General features: G+C 51.5%; 19 protein-coding genes, 1 tRNA gene and 1 riboswitch. Of the genes, 14 read left to right on the forward strand and 6 right to left on the reverse strand.

Going from position 1 to position 17432, the window contains the following annotated elements:
• Window positions 1-59 precede the first annotated feature (59 nt).
• The 4 genes from QOR60_RS05465 to QOR60_RS05480 all read left to right on the forward strand — a co-directional run bounded on the left by QOR60_RS05465 (window position 60) and on the right by QOR60_RS05480 (window position 2940).
• The gene (locus tag QOR60_RS05465; RefSeq protein ID WP_283582357.1) at window positions 60-269 is read left to right on the forward strand and encodes a hypothetical protein; all 210 of its coding nucleotides are present in this window, start codon (window positions 60-62) and stop codon (window positions 267-269) included.
• The gene (locus QOR60_RS05470; protein ID WP_283582358.1) at window positions 269-1189 is read left to right on the forward strand and encodes an RluA family pseudouridine synthase; all 921 of its coding nucleotides are present in this window, start codon (window positions 269-271) and stop codon (window positions 1187-1189) included. The genes QOR60_RS05465 and QOR60_RS05470 overlap by 1 nt, the downstream gene beginning before the upstream one ends.
• Window positions 1186-2304 carry a glycosyltransferase gene (locus QOR60_RS05475; RefSeq protein ID WP_283582359.1) on the forward strand — a complete coding sequence of 373 codons (1119 nt, stop codon included), beginning with the start codon at window positions 1186-1188 and terminating at the stop codon, window positions 2302-2304. The genes QOR60_RS05470 and QOR60_RS05475 overlap by 4 nt, the downstream gene beginning before the upstream one ends.
• Window positions 2305-2394: 90 nt before the next feature.
• A complete protein-coding gene (locus QOR60_RS05480; protein WP_283582360.1) occupies window positions 2395-2940 on the forward strand; it encodes a biotin transporter BioY in 546 nt (181 codons plus the stop codon).
• A 54-nt stretch (window positions 2941-2994) separates the two neighbouring features.
• Here QOR60_RS05480 and QOR60_RS05485 read toward each other — a convergent pair whose 3' ends face one another.
• The 3 genes from QOR60_RS05485 to QOR60_RS05495 form a co-directional block, all read right to left on the reverse strand.
• On the reverse strand, window positions 2995-3687 hold the full coding sequence (locus tag QOR60_RS05485; protein ID WP_283582361.1) for a VIT1/CCC1 transporter family protein: 693 nt from the start codon (window positions 3685-3687) through the stop codon (window positions 2995-2997).
• A gap of 12 nt (window positions 3688-3699) precedes the next feature.
• Window positions 3700-4392, reverse strand: a complete 693-nt coding sequence (locus tag QOR60_RS05490) for a VIT1/CCC1 transporter family protein (RefSeq protein ID WP_283582362.1) — start codon at window positions 4390-4392, stop codon at window positions 3700-3702.
• Between the two features lie 201 nt (window positions 4393-4593).
• Window positions 4594-5037, reverse strand: a complete 444-nt coding sequence (locus tag QOR60_RS05495) for a universal stress protein (protein WP_283582363.1) — start codon at window positions 5035-5037, stop codon at window positions 4594-4596.
• Window positions 5038-5198: 161 nt separating this feature from the next.
• Between QOR60_RS05495 and QOR60_RS05500 the strand changes: the two genes are divergently transcribed.
• The 4 genes from QOR60_RS05500 (at window position 5199) to QOR60_RS05515 (ending at window position 9942) form a co-directional block, all read left to right on the forward strand.
• Window positions 5199-6782, forward strand: coding sequence for an Nramp family divalent metal transporter (locus QOR60_RS05500; RefSeq protein ID WP_283582364.1), 1584 nt, complete (start codon window positions 5199-5201; stop codon window positions 6780-6782).
• Window positions 6783-6864: 82 nt separating this feature from the next.
• Entirely contained in the window at window positions 6865-7836 is a 972-nt protein-coding gene (locus tag QOR60_RS05505; RefSeq protein ID WP_283582365.1) for a Gfo/Idh/MocA family protein, read from the forward strand.
• Window positions 7837-7886: 50 nt separating this feature from the next.
• Window positions 7887-7986: riboswitch (TPP riboswitch) on the forward strand.
• Window positions 7987-8025: 39 nt separating this feature from the next.
• Window positions 8026-8580: an energy-coupled thiamine transporter ThiT gene (thiT, locus tag QOR60_RS05510; RefSeq protein WP_283582366.1), complete on the forward strand. Its 555-nt coding sequence runs from the start codon at window positions 8026-8028 to the stop codon at window positions 8578-8580.
• Window positions 8581-8715: 135 nt separating this feature from the next.
• Window positions 8716-9942 carry a NupC/NupG family nucleoside CNT transporter gene (locus QOR60_RS05515; protein ID WP_283582367.1) on the forward strand — a complete coding sequence of 409 codons (1227 nt, stop codon included), beginning with the start codon at window positions 8716-8718 and terminating at the stop codon, window positions 9940-9942.
• 102 nt (window positions 9943-10044) lie between these two features.
• On the opposite strand, the gene QOR60_RS05520 is transcribed toward QOR60_RS05515, so the two are convergent.
• Together QOR60_RS05520 and QOR60_RS05525 are read right to left on the reverse strand one after the other, a co-directional pair.
• Window positions 10045-10503 carry a MarR family winged helix-turn-helix transcriptional regulator gene (locus QOR60_RS05520; RefSeq protein WP_283582368.1) on the reverse strand — a complete coding sequence of 153 codons (459 nt, stop codon included), beginning with the start codon at window positions 10501-10503 and terminating at the stop codon, window positions 10045-10047.
• Between the two features lie 145 nt (window positions 10504-10648).
• Window positions 10649-10721, reverse strand: a tRNA-Lys gene (locus tag QOR60_RS05525).
• Between the two features lie 208 nt (window positions 10722-10929).
• On the opposite strand from QOR60_RS05525, the gene yycF reads away from it, so the two are divergent.
• From yycF to QOR60_RS05550, 5 genes are read left to right on the forward strand one after another with little or no spacing between them, the layout of a single operon-like run.
• Window positions 10930-11640, forward strand: a complete 711-nt coding sequence (gene yycF / locus QOR60_RS05530; RefSeq protein ID WP_283582369.1) for a response regulator YycF — start codon at window positions 10930-10932, stop codon at window positions 11638-11640.
• Window positions 11641-11649: 9 nt separating this feature from the next.
• Window positions 11650-13524, forward strand: coding sequence for a cell wall metabolism sensor histidine kinase WalK (walK, locus tag QOR60_RS05535; RefSeq protein WP_283582370.1), 1875 nt, complete (start codon window positions 11650-11652; stop codon window positions 13522-13524).
• A complete protein-coding gene (gene yycH / locus QOR60_RS05540) occupies window positions 13511-14827 on the forward strand; it encodes a two-component system activity regulator YycH (RefSeq protein ID WP_283582371.1) in 1317 nt (438 codons plus the stop codon). The genes walK and yycH overlap by 14 nt, the downstream gene beginning before the upstream one ends.
• Window positions 14828-14838: 11 nt before the next feature.
• Complete coding sequence (locus tag QOR60_RS05545; protein WP_283582372.1) at window positions 14839-15627, forward strand: two-component system regulatory protein YycI; 789 nt, start codon at window positions 14839-14841, stop codon at window positions 15625-15627.
• Between the two features lie 18 nt (window positions 15628-15645).
• Window positions 15646-16212 carry a DJ-1 family glyoxalase III gene (locus tag QOR60_RS05550; protein ID WP_283582373.1) on the forward strand — a complete coding sequence of 189 codons (567 nt, stop codon included), beginning with the start codon at window positions 15646-15648 and terminating at the stop codon, window positions 16210-16212.
• A gap of 45 nt (window positions 16213-16257) precedes the next feature.
• Here the strand turns inward: QOR60_RS05550 and QOR60_RS05555 are convergent, their stop codons facing one another.
• Window positions 16258-16449, reverse strand: coding sequence for a DUF3955 domain-containing protein (locus tag QOR60_RS05555; protein ID WP_283582374.1), 192 nt, complete (start codon window positions 16447-16449; stop codon window positions 16258-16260).
• A gap of 269 nt (window positions 16450-16718) precedes the next feature.
• Between QOR60_RS05555 and ribB the strand changes: the two genes are divergently transcribed.
• Window positions 16719-17372 carry a 3,4-dihydroxy-2-butanone-4-phosphate synthase gene (ribB, locus tag QOR60_RS05560; RefSeq protein WP_283582375.1) on the forward strand — a complete coding sequence of 218 codons (654 nt, stop codon included), beginning with the start codon at window positions 16719-16721 and terminating at the stop codon, window positions 17370-17372.
• Window positions 17373-17432 lie beyond the last annotated feature (60 nt).

Genomic DNA, 17432 nt, shown 5'->3' on the forward strand with positions numbered 1-17432 from the left:
TTTTTGTGGCCAAAAGAGGCTGCCGTGAATGGGGTATAATGAAGCGTGAGGTGATCCAAATGGCGGAGATGTTAACCAAAACACTCGAACTAGTTAAGATTCCGGCAATGGGCCGTAATATGCTCACGGTGGGGAATAATTACGTTGTCCGGTGCCACCGGTGCGGCCACGTAGAGGAGATTAATGCGCAGTTTTGGCGGGATTTTATCCAACACCCGTACTGTGAGCAGTGTCGCATGACCGCCCAGCATCACCACGGAGAGAACTGATGCGCTGGGAGATTACACGGGAAGTGGGGCCAACGCAGGGCAACCAGTCCCTGCGTGATTTACTTCAACGAACGTGGCTCCTTCCCCGGCGGTTTGTCCATTACCTGCGGGTTAACCGAACAGTGACCGTAAACGGAATTTACCAGTCAATGAATACCCCAGTTAAAGGGGGGATGCAGGTGCATTTGGCCTTTAACGGGGAAGAGTTTCGGACGCCAGAATCACACTACGTGGTTAACCGGGGCATCCCCTGTTCGGTGTTATATGAAAACCAGGATTTAATGGTTGTTAATAAACCCCGGGGACTAAAGAGCCACCCGAACTGGCAAGCTGAAAGCCAAACGATGATGAATGCGGCGGCTGGATACCTTGCGGATCACCCTCAGGCGGCCCCGTATATGGTTCACCGGCTTGATCAGCAAACAAGTGGTGCAATGATTATCGCTAAAAATCCAATTGTTGTGCCAATCCTTGACCGCAATATCAGTCTGGGACGGATAAAGCGGCGGTACGTAGCGGTTGTTCAAGGACAGGTCACGCCCTCAGCTGGAACGTGGACGCAACCAATTGGGCGGGATCCGCAGGACCGGCGGAAACGAATGGTCGCTGGGAAGGCAGCCCAGCCGGCGGTCACCCACTATCGGATCCTCCGGCAAACGGCGACCGCAACGTTATTGGCATTGACGCTTGAAACGGGGCGGACCCACCAACTGCGGGTTCACTGTGCGGCGAATGGCCACCCGATTATTGGTGATCCATTATATTTCCCGGGAAATACTTCCCAACAAGGATTGATGCTTCACGGAATCCAGCAGCGGATTGTGATTCCGTTTACTAACGAACGGCGGGTAATCACCGCGCCTTATCCAGAAGAATGGCCCCAAGCATTTCGGGAAAAATTAACGGAGGAAAACGAATGAAGACGATTACCCTTTTAGGACAGTTTAATCAGGATAACGGGATTACCGCCTTTGTCCGGAATAATTATACGCAGCTTTACTCCCGGGGATTCCGGTTTCGGGTAATTAACATTGCGCGGGAGCGGCCAGATGAGGGGTTACGCCAGTTAGGCGAATACCGGGCGGCGGCGCCCTTTGGGAAACGGCCAGCCCAACTAATGCGGCATCTCCAGTCGGTGCGGCGGGAGCTCCAAGCAGCCCGGCAAGAAAGTTCAATCATCCATCTTCACCTGGATACGCTCGCAAACTTTGCGCCCATTTTGTTAGCCCGGGAGGTGGGGTTTCAGCGAATTATTGTCCATGCCCATGCTGACCGGCGGGGCCAGGATCGGTGGGGGCGGGACCGACTTCACCGGCTAGGAATGATGGTGGCGGCGCGGACCGCAACGGATTTTATTGCGTGTTCCCAGTTTGCTGCTGACTACTTTTATTCACCGGCAGTCCAGCAGCGCCCCACGTTTAAGGTAATTGTGAATGGGGTTGCTCCCCAGAAGTACCGGTTTGATGCCCAGCAGGCGGCTGAAGCACGGCGGCGGTTAGGGGTTGCTCCGGATAAGTTTATCATTGGCCATTTGGGCCGGTTTCTTCCCCAGAAAAACCAACAGTTCTTATTACGGGCGTTTGCACGGGTCCACCAGCAGAATCAAGCGACGCACCTGGTTTTGGTGGGCGACGGGAAACAGCAGGCAGCTGCCCGGGAATTGGCTAGACACCTTGGAATTACGGCAAACGTTACGTTTACGGGCTTTTTACGTGATCCCCGGCCGGTAATGGCGGCCTTTGATTTGTTTGCTTTGCCGTCGCTTTACGAGGGGCTTTCCCTTGCATTGCAGGAAAACATTGCAAACGGCACACCCGCCATTATTTCACCGAACCAGTCTCCGGAAGCGCACCGGGTAGGGCAGGTGCAAGTATGTTCCCTTGATGAGCGGCAGTGGGCGGATAAAATGGCAACCGCCGCAGCGAACGGCCATCCTGATAAGCTAACCTACAGCGTAACGAACGCGATAGCCTTTGCAAACGCGGGGTATACGTTAGCAGCGACGGTACAGCAACTGGCAGCCTTGTATGAATAAAAAACTTGCGTTTTGAAACCTTCCTAGTATAATCATTTGTGTTAACTAATATTGAATTCAAGTTAACGCAAATGAAAGGGAGGTCTTTTCGTGCAACTCAGATTACGACATTTGCTTCAAATTGCAATGATGGCGGTAATTATTTGTGTAATGGGGCTGTTGCCCCCGATTCCGGTTGGATTTATTCCGGTGCCAATCATCCTACAAAACATGGGAATTATGCTGGCGGGGGCCCTGTTGGGTGGCCGGCGCGGGCTACTGGCCGTTTTGGTTGTAATGCTTCTGGGAATCTGTGGGATTCCCGGTGGCGTTTCGCCGTTAACGGTTCTTGTTAGTCCAACGGGCGGATATATAATGGCGTACCCCCTTGCAGCGCTTTTAATCGGGGTAACCGTCCACCATTTTGGCGTTATGACGACCTTTTGGCGGCAGTTGCTCCTGGTAATGCTCTGTGGTGTTCTTCTGATTGATGGGTTAGGAACGCTATGGCTAGCGCATATTAGTCACATGGCGTTGGGGAAAGCAATTGTAGCGAACCTGGTTTTCTGGCCGGGGGACACGCTCAAGGCGATTGGAACGGTGATTATTACGCAAATTTGCTACCGGACGCAGCGTCTTCAGAAACTTTTTCAATAACAAAACCGGGCTTCGTGCGTGAAGCCCGGTTTTGTTGGTAGTTGAATTGAAAAATTAAAGAAGTAGTCCCACGTAGTAGTGGATAAACATCGTGATAATTCCGATAATCACGTTGCGAATCATTGCCACCCGGACATTCCCGTTGCCAAGCTTAGCGCTCAGGAAGCCGGTAAGGGCCACCGAAAGAATCACCGCAATGATGGTCCCCTGCCACCGAATTGCTGATGGGAGAAGTGTCATGGCAACAAGCGGGAAAATGCCCCCAGAAGCCGCTGATACGAGGGATGAAAAGGCTGCGTGCCACGGGTTGAGGTAGTGGCCTAATGTCAGGTCGTGTTTGATTCGGACAATCGTTCCGAGGGGGTCCTTATCCATGAGTTCCGTTGCGATTTCCTGAGCCGTTTGGGGGGAAACGCCCCGGGCCTGGTAGTACTGGGTGACGGTTGCAAGGTTCTCTTCCCGGCGCTCATTCAGGTGCCGTTCTTCGTCTGCCACCACGGCCTTTTCGGTATCCTTTTGGGAACTAACGGAAGTGTATTCCCCGGATGCCATGGAAAACGCACACGCCAGCAAGTCAGAAAGGCCAGCCATAAAGATGGCAAAATTACTGGTCGTTGCAACCGCCATACTGAATAGCACCCCCACAACCGTGAGGATTCCATCGTTGGCGCCGAGGACGCCCGCTCGTAACGTATTGGCCCGTTCGGCCAGGGTTTGGTGTTCTTTTTTGTTAGCTTTGGTTGTCATGAATTCGCCTCCTTACGCGAAAAGGGTCCCAATGACGTAGGTCACGATCATCGTAAGCAACCCGAAGAGAACGTTGCGGCCTAACGCTTTTCCGCGCTGTGCGTTTCCTAAAACGGCGGCCGTGTATCCCGTAATTGCAAGGGCAATGGCAACCGCAATGATCGTTGCGCCGATCCGGATAGACGCCGGAAAGAGAGTGATTGCAAGGAGGGGGAGGAGCGAACCGGTCGGAAATGAAACCATTGAAGCGATGGCTGCGCCAACCGCACTCGTTTTATCGGCCGGATCAAACCCGTAACGTTCCCGCACCGCCACGGTCAGCTTATCACCGGCGAGCATTTCCTTCGTTGCTTTGGCTGCCAGGTCGGGTGAAATGCCCGTTTGGACGTATTTATTTTTAATGAAGTTAAACTCCTCATCATAGCGTTCATCAAGGGCCAGCGTTTCGTCCGCAATGGCCTGTTTCTCGGTATCCCGCTGGGAGCTGACCGAGACAAACTCACCCATCGCCATGGAGACTGTTCCGGCCAGCATGCCCGCAAGGCCAGATAACAGGATGTTATGGGGGCTGACCGCCGCCCCCGCAACTCCCAGAACAATGCCGGCAATTGAAAGGATCCCGTCGTTTGCACCCATTACCGCCGCCCGAATAAGGTTGATTCGGTTAGCGAGGGATTGCGGCCGGCGCTTTTTTGGCTTATTCATACCGTTCACTCCCTAATTTAGAAATTTTAAAAGCATTGGTTATATTTTACCATTTCTCCTGGGAAGCACAACACTAAATTTTGTTTATGGCCATTTCCCGGGAAATAAAAAATGGGACGCCGAAGAACGTAACAAGGTAAAAAACAAAAAAGCTGAGCTTATGCCCAACTTTCCTTGCTATTTCATAATGACCGGATGGACCTACCGGACAACAAAGACAGAACACGGCGCATACTTGGCCATGTATGCGGCCTGAGAACCAAAGTACTTGCGAATTCCCTGCTTTGAAAGGGCCCCAACAACGAGAAGGTCAGGGTTGATGCTTGGGATTACTTCCTTAACAATGGTTTCGCCGGGGTCCCCCTCGGCAATCACGATCCGGACATCAACCACCCCGGCTTCCTCAGCAATCTTTTGGTAGCGAAGAAGGTGCTTTTTTAATTCTTCGCGCTCGCCGTGAACATAATCGTCATCCAGAACCTGAAAGACGTTCATTTCATCCTTTTCCAGGACTGAAACGATGTAAAGGGTGGCGTTGAGGTCGATTGCACGGCGCATGGCAACCCGAAATGCAAGCTGGGCATCGGCTGAATCGTCAACGCCGACCAGAATCTTTTTGATGTTTTTAACACTTTCAGTATCCATCTAATCTTCCTTTCTAATAATTACCTGTGTTCACCGCTATTCTAACGTAAGTAATTGGATAACACCAGTAAAACTTTTGGTATCCCGAAAAAAATATCTGTCTTTTATTAAATGTGTGTGCTATATTTAAAATGGAATTTTTATTGGGGAGGAGATTTTCAATGGCTGAAAAGAAACACCGTTTGCTGGAATACGCGAACGGGAAATCGCTTGAAGAAATTAACGGTACCGTCGAGGTTCCCAGGGGGAAGGGGTTCTGGCGCACGCTCCTTGCGTACTCTGGCCCGGGGGCACTGGTTGCAGTGGGATACATGGATCCCGGGAACTGGTCAACGTCGATCACCGGCGGGCAGGACTTTGGCTACCTCCTAATGTCAGTAATCCTGATATCAAGTTTGATTGCGATGCTCTTACAGTACATGGCGGCTAAACTTGGTATTGTCACGCAAATGGACTTGGCGCAAGCAATTCGGGCACGGACAAGTAAGGCACTCGGAATTGTTTTGTGGATTCTGACGGAGCTTGCCATTATGGCAACGGATATTGCGGAGGTAATTGGGGCCGCGATTGCGTTAAATCTTCTCTTCCATATCCCGTTAATTATTGCGGTCTTTATTACGGTTGCGGACGTAATGGTTCTGCTTTTGTTAACGAAGATTGGTTTCCGAAAGATTGAAGCGTTGGTTGTGTGCCTGATTCTCGTAATTCTTGGGGTGTTTATTTACCAGGTTGCGTTATCCGACCCGAAATGGGGCGCGGTAATTACGGGCTTCATTCCGAGTGCTAAGGTGATGGCGAGTCATCCGGTCGTTAACGGAACCACCCCGTTGAGCGGGGCGCTTGGGATTATCGGGGCGACGGTAATGCCCCATAACCTGTACCTTCACTCGGCAATTTCACAGACCCGGAAGATTGATTACGATGACGAAGAAAGCGTTAAGCAGACGGTGCGCTTTACGACGTGGGACTCAAATATTCAGCTAACGGCGGCATTCTTTGTGAACGCCTTGCTGTTAATTATGGGGGTGGCCGTCTTTAAAACGGGCGCCATCAAGGACCCGTCGTTCTTCGGACTATACCAGGCGTTGCATAACCCGAACACCGTAAGTAACGGGATGTTAGCGGCGGTTGCCCGTTCCGGCATTCTTTCAACCCTGTTCGCAGTCGCCCTGTTAGCCTCCGGGCAAAACTCAACGATTACCGGGACGTTAACCGGACAGGTTATCATGGAAGGCTTTATCCACATGAAGATGCCGCTGTGGGCCCGGCGGTTGGTTACCCGGTTGCTCTCGGTGGTTCCCGTCCTGTTGTGCGTCCTCATGACGGCGGGTGAATCGGAAATCCAGCAGCACATTGCCATTAATAACCTGATGAATAATTCGCAGGTCTTCCTGGCGTTAGCACTTCCGTTTTCAATGCTCCCGTTGCTAATGATGACGGACAGCGAACTGGAAATGGGCCAGTATAAGAACACCTGGTGGGTTAAGGTTCTAGGATGGGTCTCAGTTATCGTCCTAACGTTCCTGAACATGCAGGGATTGCCTGACCAGATGACCGCCTTCTTTAGTAGTAACCCAACGCCGGCGGAGCAACACCTTGGTGCGATTGTGGCGTACATTCTTGATGTTCTTATTATCGCCCTGCTGGTTTGGACAATCGTTGAACTAAAACGGGGTAATAAACGGTATAAGCAGCAACTTGCCGCTCAACAGGAGCCGTCAACGGCGGCAAAGAAAAATGAATAATTAAAATTCCGGTCTGCCTGGTTAGGGTGGGCCGGATTTGTTATCCTATGAGTAAAGCGCTTTATTTAAGGAGGAGTTAGTGATGAACTGGGGCATAATTGGAACGGGTTGGGCTGCGGGCGACATGGCCGCCGCCCTTAATGCGGTGAACGGGGAGGTGTACGCAGTTTCCAATCCGCACAGGGAACACACCGACGACTTTGCGGCAAAGTACCACGTTTTACACCGGTACTATGATAATGCGGCCCTTATGAACGACCAGCAGGTGGACATTGTGTACATTGCCACCCCGCATAACCAGCACTACGAGCTAATTAAGCAGGCCCTTCTGGCAGGGAAGCACGTTTTTTGTGAAAAGGCGATTACCGTAACGGCCGCTGAGTTTGACGAAGTGGCGGCCCTGGCTCAGAAGCGCCACCTCATCCTGACGGAGGGATTCACCCTATACCACATGCCGTTGTACAAGCAACTGCACCAATTAATTGCGGCCGGGAAGCTTGGCACGATTAAGATGGTGCAGGTTAATTTTGGAAGTTTAAAGGATCCGGATCCGCGGCACCGGTACTTTAACCGCGAGTTAGCGGGCGGTGCGTTACTTGATATCGGCGGGTATGCGGTGGCGTTTGTCCGCCAGTTTTTACGGGACCTCAACGTTGCGGCCACTTCCGTTCAGTTTTACCAAACCGGAGTGGACGAAATGGCGGGCGTCGTTTTAAAGAACGGCCACGAGCAGATGGCGGTCATTAGCCTGTCGTTCCGGGCAAAGCAGCCCAAACGCGGCGTGGTTTCCGGGACCAAGGGCTTTGTTGAGGTAAATAACTATCCGCGGGCTGACCAGGCAACGGTTACCTACACTGCGGATGCGCACACCGCTACGACCACGACAATGACGGCCGGGGCAAGTGATTTGGCCCTCCAGTACGAAGTGCAGGACATGGAGCGCTACGTTTTGCAGGGCCACGATGACGGCGAGTTGGCGATGAGTGCGGATATTGCCCACCTGTTAAACGAAATTCGGGTTAACTGGGGACTCCGGTTTCCCAATGATAAATAGTTGCGCGGAGGAACGTGGTGTACTAGACTGAAGGTAAATTGAAAACGTTTAACCAACACAGGGGGAGCCGGTTGGCTGAGAGTGGATTCGTTCCTGACCCTTTGAACCTGTTCGTTAGTACGAGCGTAGGAATTGTGTGGTATCGAAGTGACCTTCGCTGTGTTGGGATGACGCAGGGGAGGTTTTTTGATGACAAAACAAACATTGCAAGGAGTAATCGAAGGAACGTTAATGGCGGCATTGGCAGCGGCCCTCACAATGGTGGTGCCCACCGTTGAATGGATTGACCTGTCTTTGGGGATTATCCCGATTGTTCTGGTTAGTCTCCGGCGGGGGTGGAAGATCGGCGTGTACGCGGGCCTTCTTTGGGGAATTTTGCCCGTTTTGTTTGGCCGGGCGGAAATCCTGACGGTTTGGCAGGGAATTCTGGAGTACCCGGTAGCAAGCATGAGTGTGGGGTTGGCTGGAATATGGGCATCCCGCTTTCAGAATGCGCTTCGTGCGGGCCGGCCAGTATTTCGCTGGATTATGGTAGCCTGCTTAACCGGAGTCGGGGTAAAGTACCTCATTCACTTCTATGCGGGCATCGTCTTTTGGGGGGCATACGTTCAGTGGGGGCTTGGCCCGGTGGCGTACTCCGCCGCTGTAAACGGGGCAAGTTTCATTCTTAACATGGTAATTAGCACAACGGTTTTGGGAATCCTCCTCCGGCACCTTCCCCGGCTGGGAAGCAGTCACTCCTGATAAAGCGAACAATGCCGGATGAAAAAGGCTGAAAGACCGCCGAAATGATTTACATTTTTTGAAAAAACGGGTACAATATGAGCGTTTATGTTTTGTGTTGTGCAATTGTTTTTTTATATTTGAGGAGGAGAAGTTGTGGAGTTAGCAATCAACATTCTTGGGCTCATCATCTTCCTTGCGATTGGGTGGATTTTTTCCAAGGACCGCAAGCACATTAACTGGTACGGCATCATTGCGATGGTCGTATTAAACCTGTTTTTAGCATGGTTTATGACCAGCTTTAGTTGGGGCCAGAACATGATTAAGTGGGCGGCTGGTGCGTTTGATACGTTGGTAAAGGAAGCCTACGTTGGGATTGCGTTTGCAATTCCAAGCATGGTGCACGTCAAGCAGATGGACTTCTTTGTTAGTTCATTGCTACCAATCTTAATGATCGTGCCGCTGTTTGACATCTTGACCTACATCGGGGTACTGCCGTTCATTATTAAGTGGGTCGGTAAGATTCTGGCATTCGTCACGCGGCAGCCGAAGTTTGAATCGTTCTTCGCCGTTGAAATGATGTTCCTTGGAAACACGGAGGCGCTGGCCGTATCACAACTTCAGTTAAAGCAAATGAAGGCCAAGCGGAACCTGACGCTTGCCATGATGTCAATGAGTTGCGTGACGGCGTCAATTCTGGGATCATACATGCAGATGATGCCGGGGCAGTTCATCCTTACAGCCGTGCCGCTGAACGTGGTAAACGCGCTAATTGTTACGTCAATGCTGAACCCGGTTCACGTTGACAAGGAAGAAGATACCGTGGCAACGATTACCGGAGCGGCAGCGGAAGCATCCGGTGACGTTGAGGCGGACGGAAAGCGCGAACCGTTCTTCTCCTTCCTGGGCGATTCCATCTTAGGCGCTGGCCGGCTGGTTTTGATCATTGCGGCGAACGTTATTGCCTTTGTGGCTTTAATTGCTTTACTGGATAAGGTATTGGAGTTATGCCACATTTGGACGATTGAAAAGATCTTAGGTTACATCATGTTCCCGTTTGCATGGCTGTTAGGGTTGGACCCGCATACGGCGCTTCAGATGGGCCAGTACATGGGAACTAAGTTAGTAACGAACGAATTCGTGGTAATGCTGAAGGTAATGCACCAGGTTGGTCACTTTGCCCCGCACTTTAAGGCGGTGCTGACGGTCTTCCTGACGTCGTTTGCTAACCTGTCAACAATCGGGATGATCATCGGGTGCTTCAAGGGGATTGTTAACCGTGAAAAGAACGATGTCATTTCAGCAAACGTGGGTTACATGCTCATCTCAGGAATTCTGGTATCCCTGTTATCAGCAGCGATGGTTGGGCTGTTTGTATGGTAGGAATAAAGCCTTTCAGGAAGGCCTGAGTGGGTTGCATCCAATGGTTTATTGATAATATAAAAATCCCCCGGTGGTCTGTGCGACCGCCGGGGGATTTGCTGTTTACTTGAACGTTTCGAAGTAGTCACTCATTTGTTGGAGCGCGTTGATCAATGCTTCAACCTCGTTCTTGTCCATTCCGCTTAACAGGGAGCTCATTGCCTGCTGGTGAAGTTTGTTGTGAGCCCGGTATAACACCCGGCCCTTCTTCGTAAGGCCAATGTTAATTACCCGCCGGTCCTTTTTATTCCGAATCCGTTCGACGTAACCCTTGTCTTCTAGCTGATCGATGCTCTTTGTCAGCGTCCCCTTTGTCAGGTTTAGCTGCCGCGCAATCCGGGAAATTGGCTTCTTATCGTGAAGGGAAACAACGTGAATCAGGTGAAGTTCCCGGGCAGTGATGTCACTAAACGGGCTCTTCTTTAATTCGCTGTCTTCCACGTACCGCACCCGGTCATATAGCCGGAATAACAGGTCGTTAATCGTATTTGATTGTTGCTTTGTAATACTATCGTTTGCCATGGCGCACCTCGTTTTCATAATTATTAATATCGAACAACGATAATTGTATCATAAGCAAAAAGTTCTTGGCTAGTATTCCTGATGATGAATAAAATAAAATTATAAAAAAGGCCTCGTCCGAGGACGACGCCAGGTAAATCTCTGATGGGTGGTCAGGGGATCGAACCCTGGACCCACGGATTAAGAGTCCGTTGCTCTGCCAGCTGAGCTAACCACCCATATTTTTAATCACCGAAGGAACAACCTCCGTTCCAACGACGATATATATACTACCAGCTAATTACGATGATTGCAACCCTCTTTTTTAAAAAATTCACGGTGGTGCGGGCCGGTAAAATGGCAGGGGTTTCAGCGCTATTTAGGAATGATGTATAATTAGACCGGATTAGTGGGGCTATTAATATCCCAAAGAAGGAGGCCAACGGGATGAAGAAGATTCTAGTTGTTGACGACGAAAAACCAATTTCTGACATTATCAAGTTTAACCTCTCAAAGGAGGGGTACGAGGTGCACACTGCCTACGACGGGGAGGAAGCCCTCGCAAAGGTGAAGGAGATTGTTCCAGACTTGATTGTTCTGGACCTCATGCTACCGAAGATTGACGGCCTTGAAGTGGCGCGGGAAGTGCGGAAAGAATACAACATGCCAATCATTATGGTTACGGCGAAGGACGCGGAGATTGACAAGGTTCTCGGCCTTGAAATGGGAGCGGATGACTACGTAACGAAGCCGTTCTCTAACCGGGAACTGGTAGCGCGGGTCAAGGCTAACCTGCGGCGGCAGGAAGCCAACGTCACGAGTGCGAAGGAAGAGGCCGCGGAGGGCCAAAACATTGAGGTCGGTTCCCTTGTAATCTACCCGAAGTCGTACACGGTCGCGAAGAACGGGGAAAAGATTGAGTTAACCCACCGCGAGTTTGAACTACTAAGTTACCTGGCCCAGCATTTAGGCCAGGTAATGACCCGGGAGCACCTGTTACAGACGGTTTGGGGGTACGACTACTTCGGGGACGTCCGGACGGTTGACGTGACGGTCCGACGGCTGCGGGAAAAGATTGAGGACACCCCGAGCCGGCCGGTTTGGCTTGTAACCCGGCGGGGAGTGGGCTATTATCTGCGGAACCCGGAAGAAGAGTAGGCTAGTTCCATGAGCTGGAAGGAACGGATTAAACAACGAACCAACCCACTACGGTCAATCTACGTTAAGATTGCCTTTTCGTTTGTGCTGCTACTCCTACTGATTTTTCAAATTGTGGGGATTATTTTTGTGCAGCAACTTAAAACGGATAACCTGAAGACGTTTAAGCAGCGAACGGAGCTTTCATCGTACGTTGAAAACACGCTGGTTTCGGTGATGAGCCACCCCACCAAGGACACAAACGCCCGGATCCACAAGATAATCGCGGGGATTAACAACGACAATATTACGACGATTCAGGTGGTTGACCCTAAGGGGGTTATTCGGGGAGTAAGTAACACTGATGGGCGTAACCTGGTTGGTCAGAAAACAACGGATAATGACATCAAACGGGTTTTGTACGACGGCAAAACGGACACGAAGATGCTGGTTAACCGCTCAGATAACCATCGCTACTACGTCACAATCACGCCGTTGTTAAGCACAACGGGGAACACGAACACGGTGGTGGGGGCCGTCTATATCCGGGCCAACCTCGACGCCGTGTATAACGCCGTAAACAACGTAACGATGATTTTCGCTACGGCATCGCTGATTGCCACGGTGGTCGGGTTATTGTTGGCCCTGCTGATTGCGCGGACGATTACCCAACCAATCGAAGAGATGAAGCGGCAGACTACCCGGATTGCCCGGGGGGATTACTCGGGCCGGGTTAAGGTGTACGGGAACGACGAGCTAGGGGAACTTGCCACGGCGGTCAACGACCTCTCGGTGCGGGTGGAAAACGCCCAGGCCTCAACGGAAGCGGAGCGGCGCCGTCTTGACAGCGTGCTGACCCACATGTCTGATGGGGTGCTGGCGACCGACCGGCGGGGCTTGATTACCATCATTAACGATAAGGCGTGTGCGTTATTAGGTGTCGCGGAGCATGACGTGATTGGGAAATCAATTCTGGACGTTTTAGGAATTCGCGGGCAGTACGCCTTTCGTGACCTGCTCGAAAAGCAGGATGAAATTAAGATTAACCTGTCTGACGACGACCACGAGCAGATTTTAAAGGCGTTCTTCTCCCTGATTCAGCGCCAAACGGGCTATACGGCGGGGTTGGTTTGCGTTCTGCACGATGTTACCGAGCAGCAACGGGTTGACCGGGAACGGCGGCAGTTTGTATCCAACGTTTCGCATGAATTACGGACGCCGTTAACAAGTGTTCGAAGCTACATTGAAGCTCTTAACGAAGGGGCGTGGAAGGACCCGGAAGTTGCACCGGAATTTTTGCGGGTAACGCAGGATGAAACCGACCGGATGATCCGGATGATTAACGACCTGCTAAACCTGTCCCGGATGGATTCCGGCACGGTCAAGCTTGAACTGGAACTCGTGAACATCAACGAGTTGTTTAGTTACATCCTTGACCGGTTTGATATGATGCTTGCTAAAAACCGGGAAGAAGGGAAACCGCAACTCACCATTAAGCGGGACTTTACGGCAACAAGCCTGTGGGCGGAGGTCGACCAGGATAAGTTTACGCAGGTGATTGATAACATCATGACCAATGCGGTGAAGTACTCACCGGATGGGGGAACAATTACGTGCCGTCTGCAACAGGAGCGCAACAACGTTGTTTTGAGTGTGGCTGATCAGGGATTAGGAATTCCGAAAAAGGACATCGACCATATTTTCGACCGGTTCTTCCGGGTTGATAAGGCCCGTTCGCGGGCCCAGGGGGGAACTGGTCTGGGGTTAGCCATCTCCAAGGAAGTAATTGAGCTTCTGCACGGGAAGATTTGGGTAACCAGCACGGAAGGAAAGGGCTCAACGTTCTTTATTTCCCTCCCGTCGGAAGAATACGAGGAAGGAGACCTGTGGGATGAAGATGCTTAGGTGGTTTCGGGAAAACTGGCTGCACATCGCGTTGCTCTTGGCCCTGATTGTTAGTGTTACGTTCTCGTTTTTGATATGGGCCAACCCCTTTCAGCGGCCGCACAGTAAACGGACGCCGACGCTCCGACAACCAACAACGCAGACGGCGACCTGGAAGGCGAGTGACCTGTACGTTCCCACAACGGTTGTGATTAACCGGGGAGGCGGAAAGCAGGAGCAGGTTCAGTCCAAAACAAATGAGGCAATGCACGTAATTCAGCGGGGATTAGCGGCGACGAATGCCGACCGGATAACACCGGTTGCGCTGACTGCTCATGATTATCAGGGTGAGTTTCACCGGGCTGATACGGTTATTTTGAGTTATCCGGATCCACTTCCGGGCGGACTGTTTAAAAAACTGCTTCGTCGTGGGGGAAGTGGTGCATCTTTTCAGGTCAACCACGTGTTGATTTCTACGAAGAAACCTGACCGGTTGTACTTACTGGACGACGCCCATCGCCAGGAGTACGTAGTACCGGTTCGGGGAACGGCGGTCCGGCGCATGGTTCATACCCTCGTTACGCTGAAAGGCCAGCGCACTCCCATAACGTTCCAGCGCATTGCCGGGAAAATGACGGTGACGTACCCGGCCGGGCTGAGTTTGCCGCAGGTCAGCTATCTTGTAAATAAGCAGCCGGCTAACCAGCTCGTTACCCGGTTAATGGGGGCGAATAGCTCGTATATCATTGATTCGCGGCAGCAGGCAAACACGACAACGTATACTGATAGCAACCAGCGCCTAACCGTTAATCAAAAAGAAGGTGTGATTGCATACGACCAGTACCGTCGTCGGGGGCAGCCGGATGATGCAACGACGGTTCTAACTAGTAACGTTAAGCGGTTGAATGACCTGGATGTCGGGCTAACCGCCGTTCACTTTTTAAGTTATTCGCAGCCGCATCATACGGCAACCTACTGTAGTTACGTGGCCGGCTTTCCAATCATCTCATCGGTTAGTCGGGGAATGTATACCATTCGGCAAACGGCCACGGCCACGACTTCGGTGACGTTTTCCCAGTATGGCCTTCAGGTGGCAATTCCGTCTGGGGCGGGGGCCCACCAGGTTCATCTTCCAGCGACGGCAGAGGTGTTTAACCAGCTTGCGGCCGCGGGAATTTCGGCGGATAAGGTAACGGGAATTACGGTGGGCTACCAGTGGCATGCGAATAAGGCGTCGGGAGAAGTTGCTGACCTCACACCAACCTACTTTATCCGGATAAACGGCCAGTGGCAGGATTATCAACGGGTTATTGCCCACCACTAGGAGGAATTGGGATGAATTTCAAGCGAATTGAATGGATTTTTCTAATTGCGTTTATCGCACTCGATATTTTCCTGGTGGGGTCATTTACCCAACAGGCCCGCCTCCTAAGCGTGACCAATACCAGCCCGACAAGTTCAACGGCGCTGGTTCTCCGAAACATTAAGGAGGATCAGATTACGTACGGGAAGCTTCCTGATAAGCGGGAGTGGGGGTACTACGTGGTCAGCCCGGAAACGGATGTTTTTCGGAATAAACCCGGGCGCCTTCACGATGAAAACTGGACTGACAATAATCAGGGACTAACGGCAACGTTTGCCACGGCAATCCACGTTAACGTGAAGCACCCAACGCGGGTGTTGAATTCCGTCATTCGGACCCGGGTGGTCAACGGTAAGCAGTACCGGTATGACAGACAGCTATCGACAAAAAACCAGGTCGTTTATACGCAAAGCTTTAAGGGAGTTCCCGCGTTAACTCAGGCCGGTCAGGTGCGGTTTAATGTGCGCAACGGAATCGTGACGGGGTACACGCAGGGGTACGTTAAAACGCCCCGGCGGTTGCCGAAAAAGCAACGGATGATTAGCGCTAAGCGGGCGTTAATCGCACTGTATCAGTACAATAAGATTAACAGTAACTCGACGGTTCAGTGGGTGCGGCTGGGGTACACGAAGCTGTTAGCAGCAAACCAGCACGTGATTTACGTTCCCACGTGGGTCTTTAGCATCCGGAGTAAGACGACGGGCAACGTCACGTACCGGCAGATTAATGCGTTTACCGGCGCGGTAATGGATAAGGATTAAAAGAAGGAGGAGTTTGGAATGACAAAGACGGCAGCAGTAATGTTTGCACCAGGATTTGAGGAAATTGAAGGGCTAACGCAGGTTGATGTTCTGCGACGGGCCGGAGTGCAGGTCACCATGGTTGGGTTAGAGGACCGGGTGGTTACGGGCGGTCACGGCATTACGGTAACGTGTGACGCGGTCCTCGGGGATCATTTGTTAGACTACGACGTGGTAATCTTTCCTGGCGGAATGGGGGGCGCAACGGCCCTGCGTGACAGTGACCAGCTAATGGCATTGATGAAACAGCGGCATGCGAACGGAAAGTGGAACGCGGCAATGTGTGCGGCTCCAATGGCGTTGGGGCGCTACGGGTTACTTGATGGTCGCACGTATACTTCTTACCCGGAAATTGAAACCCACGCTCAGGACGGGCATTTCACGGAGGACATTACCGTTGTTGATCAGGAAGGAAAGATCATCACGAGCCGGGGGCCGGCAACCGCATTAGCGTTCGCCTACCGCATTCTCGGGGTTCTCGGGGTTGACGCCCAGGATGTCCGGCACGCGATGTTGTACGACTACCTGAAGGATAATATTCAGTAAGATAAAAAAGGTCCGTTATTCACGGGCCTCTTTTTGGTTGGGATTCTACTTGTTGTGCTTATGGATCATCACTGCGGTGATAATTGCCGCTAAAATTAACAGTGCACTAGCTGTCCAGGAAATCCAGTGCGGTTTGTTAATTGTGCCGTTTACCCCGATTGTCGTAAACATGTTAACGGTCCACGGGATGATGACGCTAAGGATCAGCAGAACCACTGGTAATGTATATTTTCGCATGTCCCCATTATAGCATTTCTCCGAAGGGGCGACTGGCAGATGAGGGAATTTCCGAATAAGGAAGGTAAAAAATGAAGAGGAGCCGAGTGACGGCGCTTTTCCTAAAGGACATCGTTCGTTATATCCTATAACATTAATTACTTTAGCCCCAACACGTATTAATTATACAGATAATTACGTACATTAAAAGGGTTGAATTTAATTTTGTTCGTAATAGTATAAAGGTGTCGCATGAAGTCGTGGTCAAGGAAGATAAAGGAGCCGATCAAATGACAGAGCACTTTAATACTGTTGACGAAGCAATCGCTGCATTGCAGGCGGGAAAGTTTATCATTTTAGCGGACGATGAATCCCGCGAAAACGAAGGAGACCTCGTTGCGTTAGGCCAAAACATTACGCCGCAAACCGTTTACCAGATGTTAAGATTGGCGAACGGGTTGATGTGCGTCCCGGTTAGCGCTGGGATTGCAGAAAAGCTCGGGTTCAAGATGATGGTTAAGCACAGTACGGACCCGAACGGAACGCCGTTTATGGTGACAACCGATGCAAGCTTTGATGCGGCGGGGGTTACAACCGGGGTATCAGCCTTTGACCGGGCAGCCACCATTAACCTGATTGCAGACGCGCAGGCAACGCCGAACCAGTTTAACCATCCCGGCCACATTCAGCCGTTGATTGCTGAGGAGCGGGGCGTCCGGGCGCGGACGGGCCACACAGAAGCTGCAGTTGACTTGGCCTACCTGGCAGGGAAGGCGCCGGTTGCGGTGATTATCGAAGTGTTGAAGCCGGACGGGCACATGGCCCGGCGGCCGGAATTAACGCAGCTAGCGGCCGAGCAGCACGTGCCGTTTATTACAATTCCGCAAATTAAGGCTTATCTGGATGACCGCGGGATTGAGTACGCCGCACAACTAGCAAAATAGGACCGCGTTTAAAGATTAATCTTCAAAAAACGGGAAAACTGGGATTGATGCCCCAGTCTT

Origin of the sequence: Ligilactobacillus hohenheimensis, assembly GCF_947381805.1 — a bacterium.
In the GTDB taxonomy this organism is placed as follows: domain Bacteria; phylum Bacillota; class Bacilli; order Lactobacillales; family Lactobacillaceae; genus Ligilactobacillus; species Ligilactobacillus hohenheimensis.

What these genes read in the sequence shown, in the direction of transcription:
- QOR60_RS05465 (WP_283582357.1), top strand. Translation starts at nt 60, where the DNA reads ATGGCGGAGATGTTAACCAAAACACTCGAACTAGTTAAGATTCCGGCA.
- QOR60_RS05470 (WP_283582358.1), top strand. Translation starts at nt 269, where the DNA reads ATGCGCTGGGAGATTACACGGGAAGTGGGGCCAACGCAGGGCAACCAG.
- QOR60_RS05475 (WP_283582359.1), top strand. Translation starts at nt 1,186, where the DNA reads ATGAAGACGATTACCCTTTTAGGACAGTTTAATCAGGATAACGGGATT.
- QOR60_RS05485 (WP_283582361.1), bottom strand. Translation starts at nt 3,687, where the DNA reads ATGACAACCAAAGCTAACAAAAAAGAACACCAAACCCTGGCCGAACGG.
- QOR60_RS05490 (WP_283582362.1), bottom strand. Translation starts at nt 4,392, where the DNA reads ATGAATAAGCCAAAAAAGCGCCGGCCGCAATCCCTCGCTAACCGAATC.
- QOR60_RS05495 (WP_283582363.1), bottom strand. Translation starts at nt 5,037, where the DNA reads ATGGATACTGAAAGTGTTAAAAACATCAAAAAGATTCTGGTCGGCGTT.
- QOR60_RS05500 (WP_283582364.1), top strand. Translation starts at nt 5,199, where the DNA reads ATGGCTGAAAAGAAACACCGTTTGCTGGAATACGCGAACGGGAAATCG.
- QOR60_RS05505 (WP_283582365.1), top strand. Translation starts at nt 6,865, where the DNA reads ATGAACTGGGGCATAATTGGAACGGGTTGGGCTGCGGGCGACATGGCC.
- thiT (WP_283582366.1), top strand. Translation starts at nt 8,026, where the DNA reads ATGACAAAACAAACATTGCAAGGAGTAATCGAAGGAACGTTAATGGCG.
- QOR60_RS05520 (WP_283582368.1), bottom strand. Translation starts at nt 10,503, where the DNA reads ATGGCAAACGATAGTATTACAAAGCAACAATCAAATACGATTAACGAC.
- yycF (WP_283582369.1), top strand. Translation starts at nt 10,930, where the DNA reads ATGAAGAAGATTCTAGTTGTTGACGACGAAAAACCAATTTCTGACATT.
- walK (WP_283582370.1), top strand. Translation starts at nt 11,650, where the DNA reads ATGAGCTGGAAGGAACGGATTAAACAACGAACCAACCCACTACGGTCA.
- yycH (WP_283582371.1), top strand. Translation starts at nt 13,511, where the DNA reads ATGAAGATGCTTAGGTGGTTTCGGGAAAACTGGCTGCACATCGCGTTG.
- QOR60_RS05545 (WP_283582372.1), top strand. Translation starts at nt 14,839, where the DNA reads ATGAATTTCAAGCGAATTGAATGGATTTTTCTAATTGCGTTTATCGCA.
- QOR60_RS05550 (WP_283582373.1), top strand. Translation starts at nt 15,646, where the DNA reads ATGACAAAGACGGCAGCAGTAATGTTTGCACCAGGATTTGAGGAAATT.
- QOR60_RS05555 (WP_283582374.1), bottom strand. Translation starts at nt 16,449, where the DNA reads ATGCGAAAATATACATTACCAGTGGTTCTGCTGATCCTTAGCGTCATC.
- ribB (WP_283582375.1), top strand. Translation starts at nt 16,719, where the DNA reads ATGACAGAGCACTTTAATACTGTTGACGAAGCAATCGCTGCATTGCAG.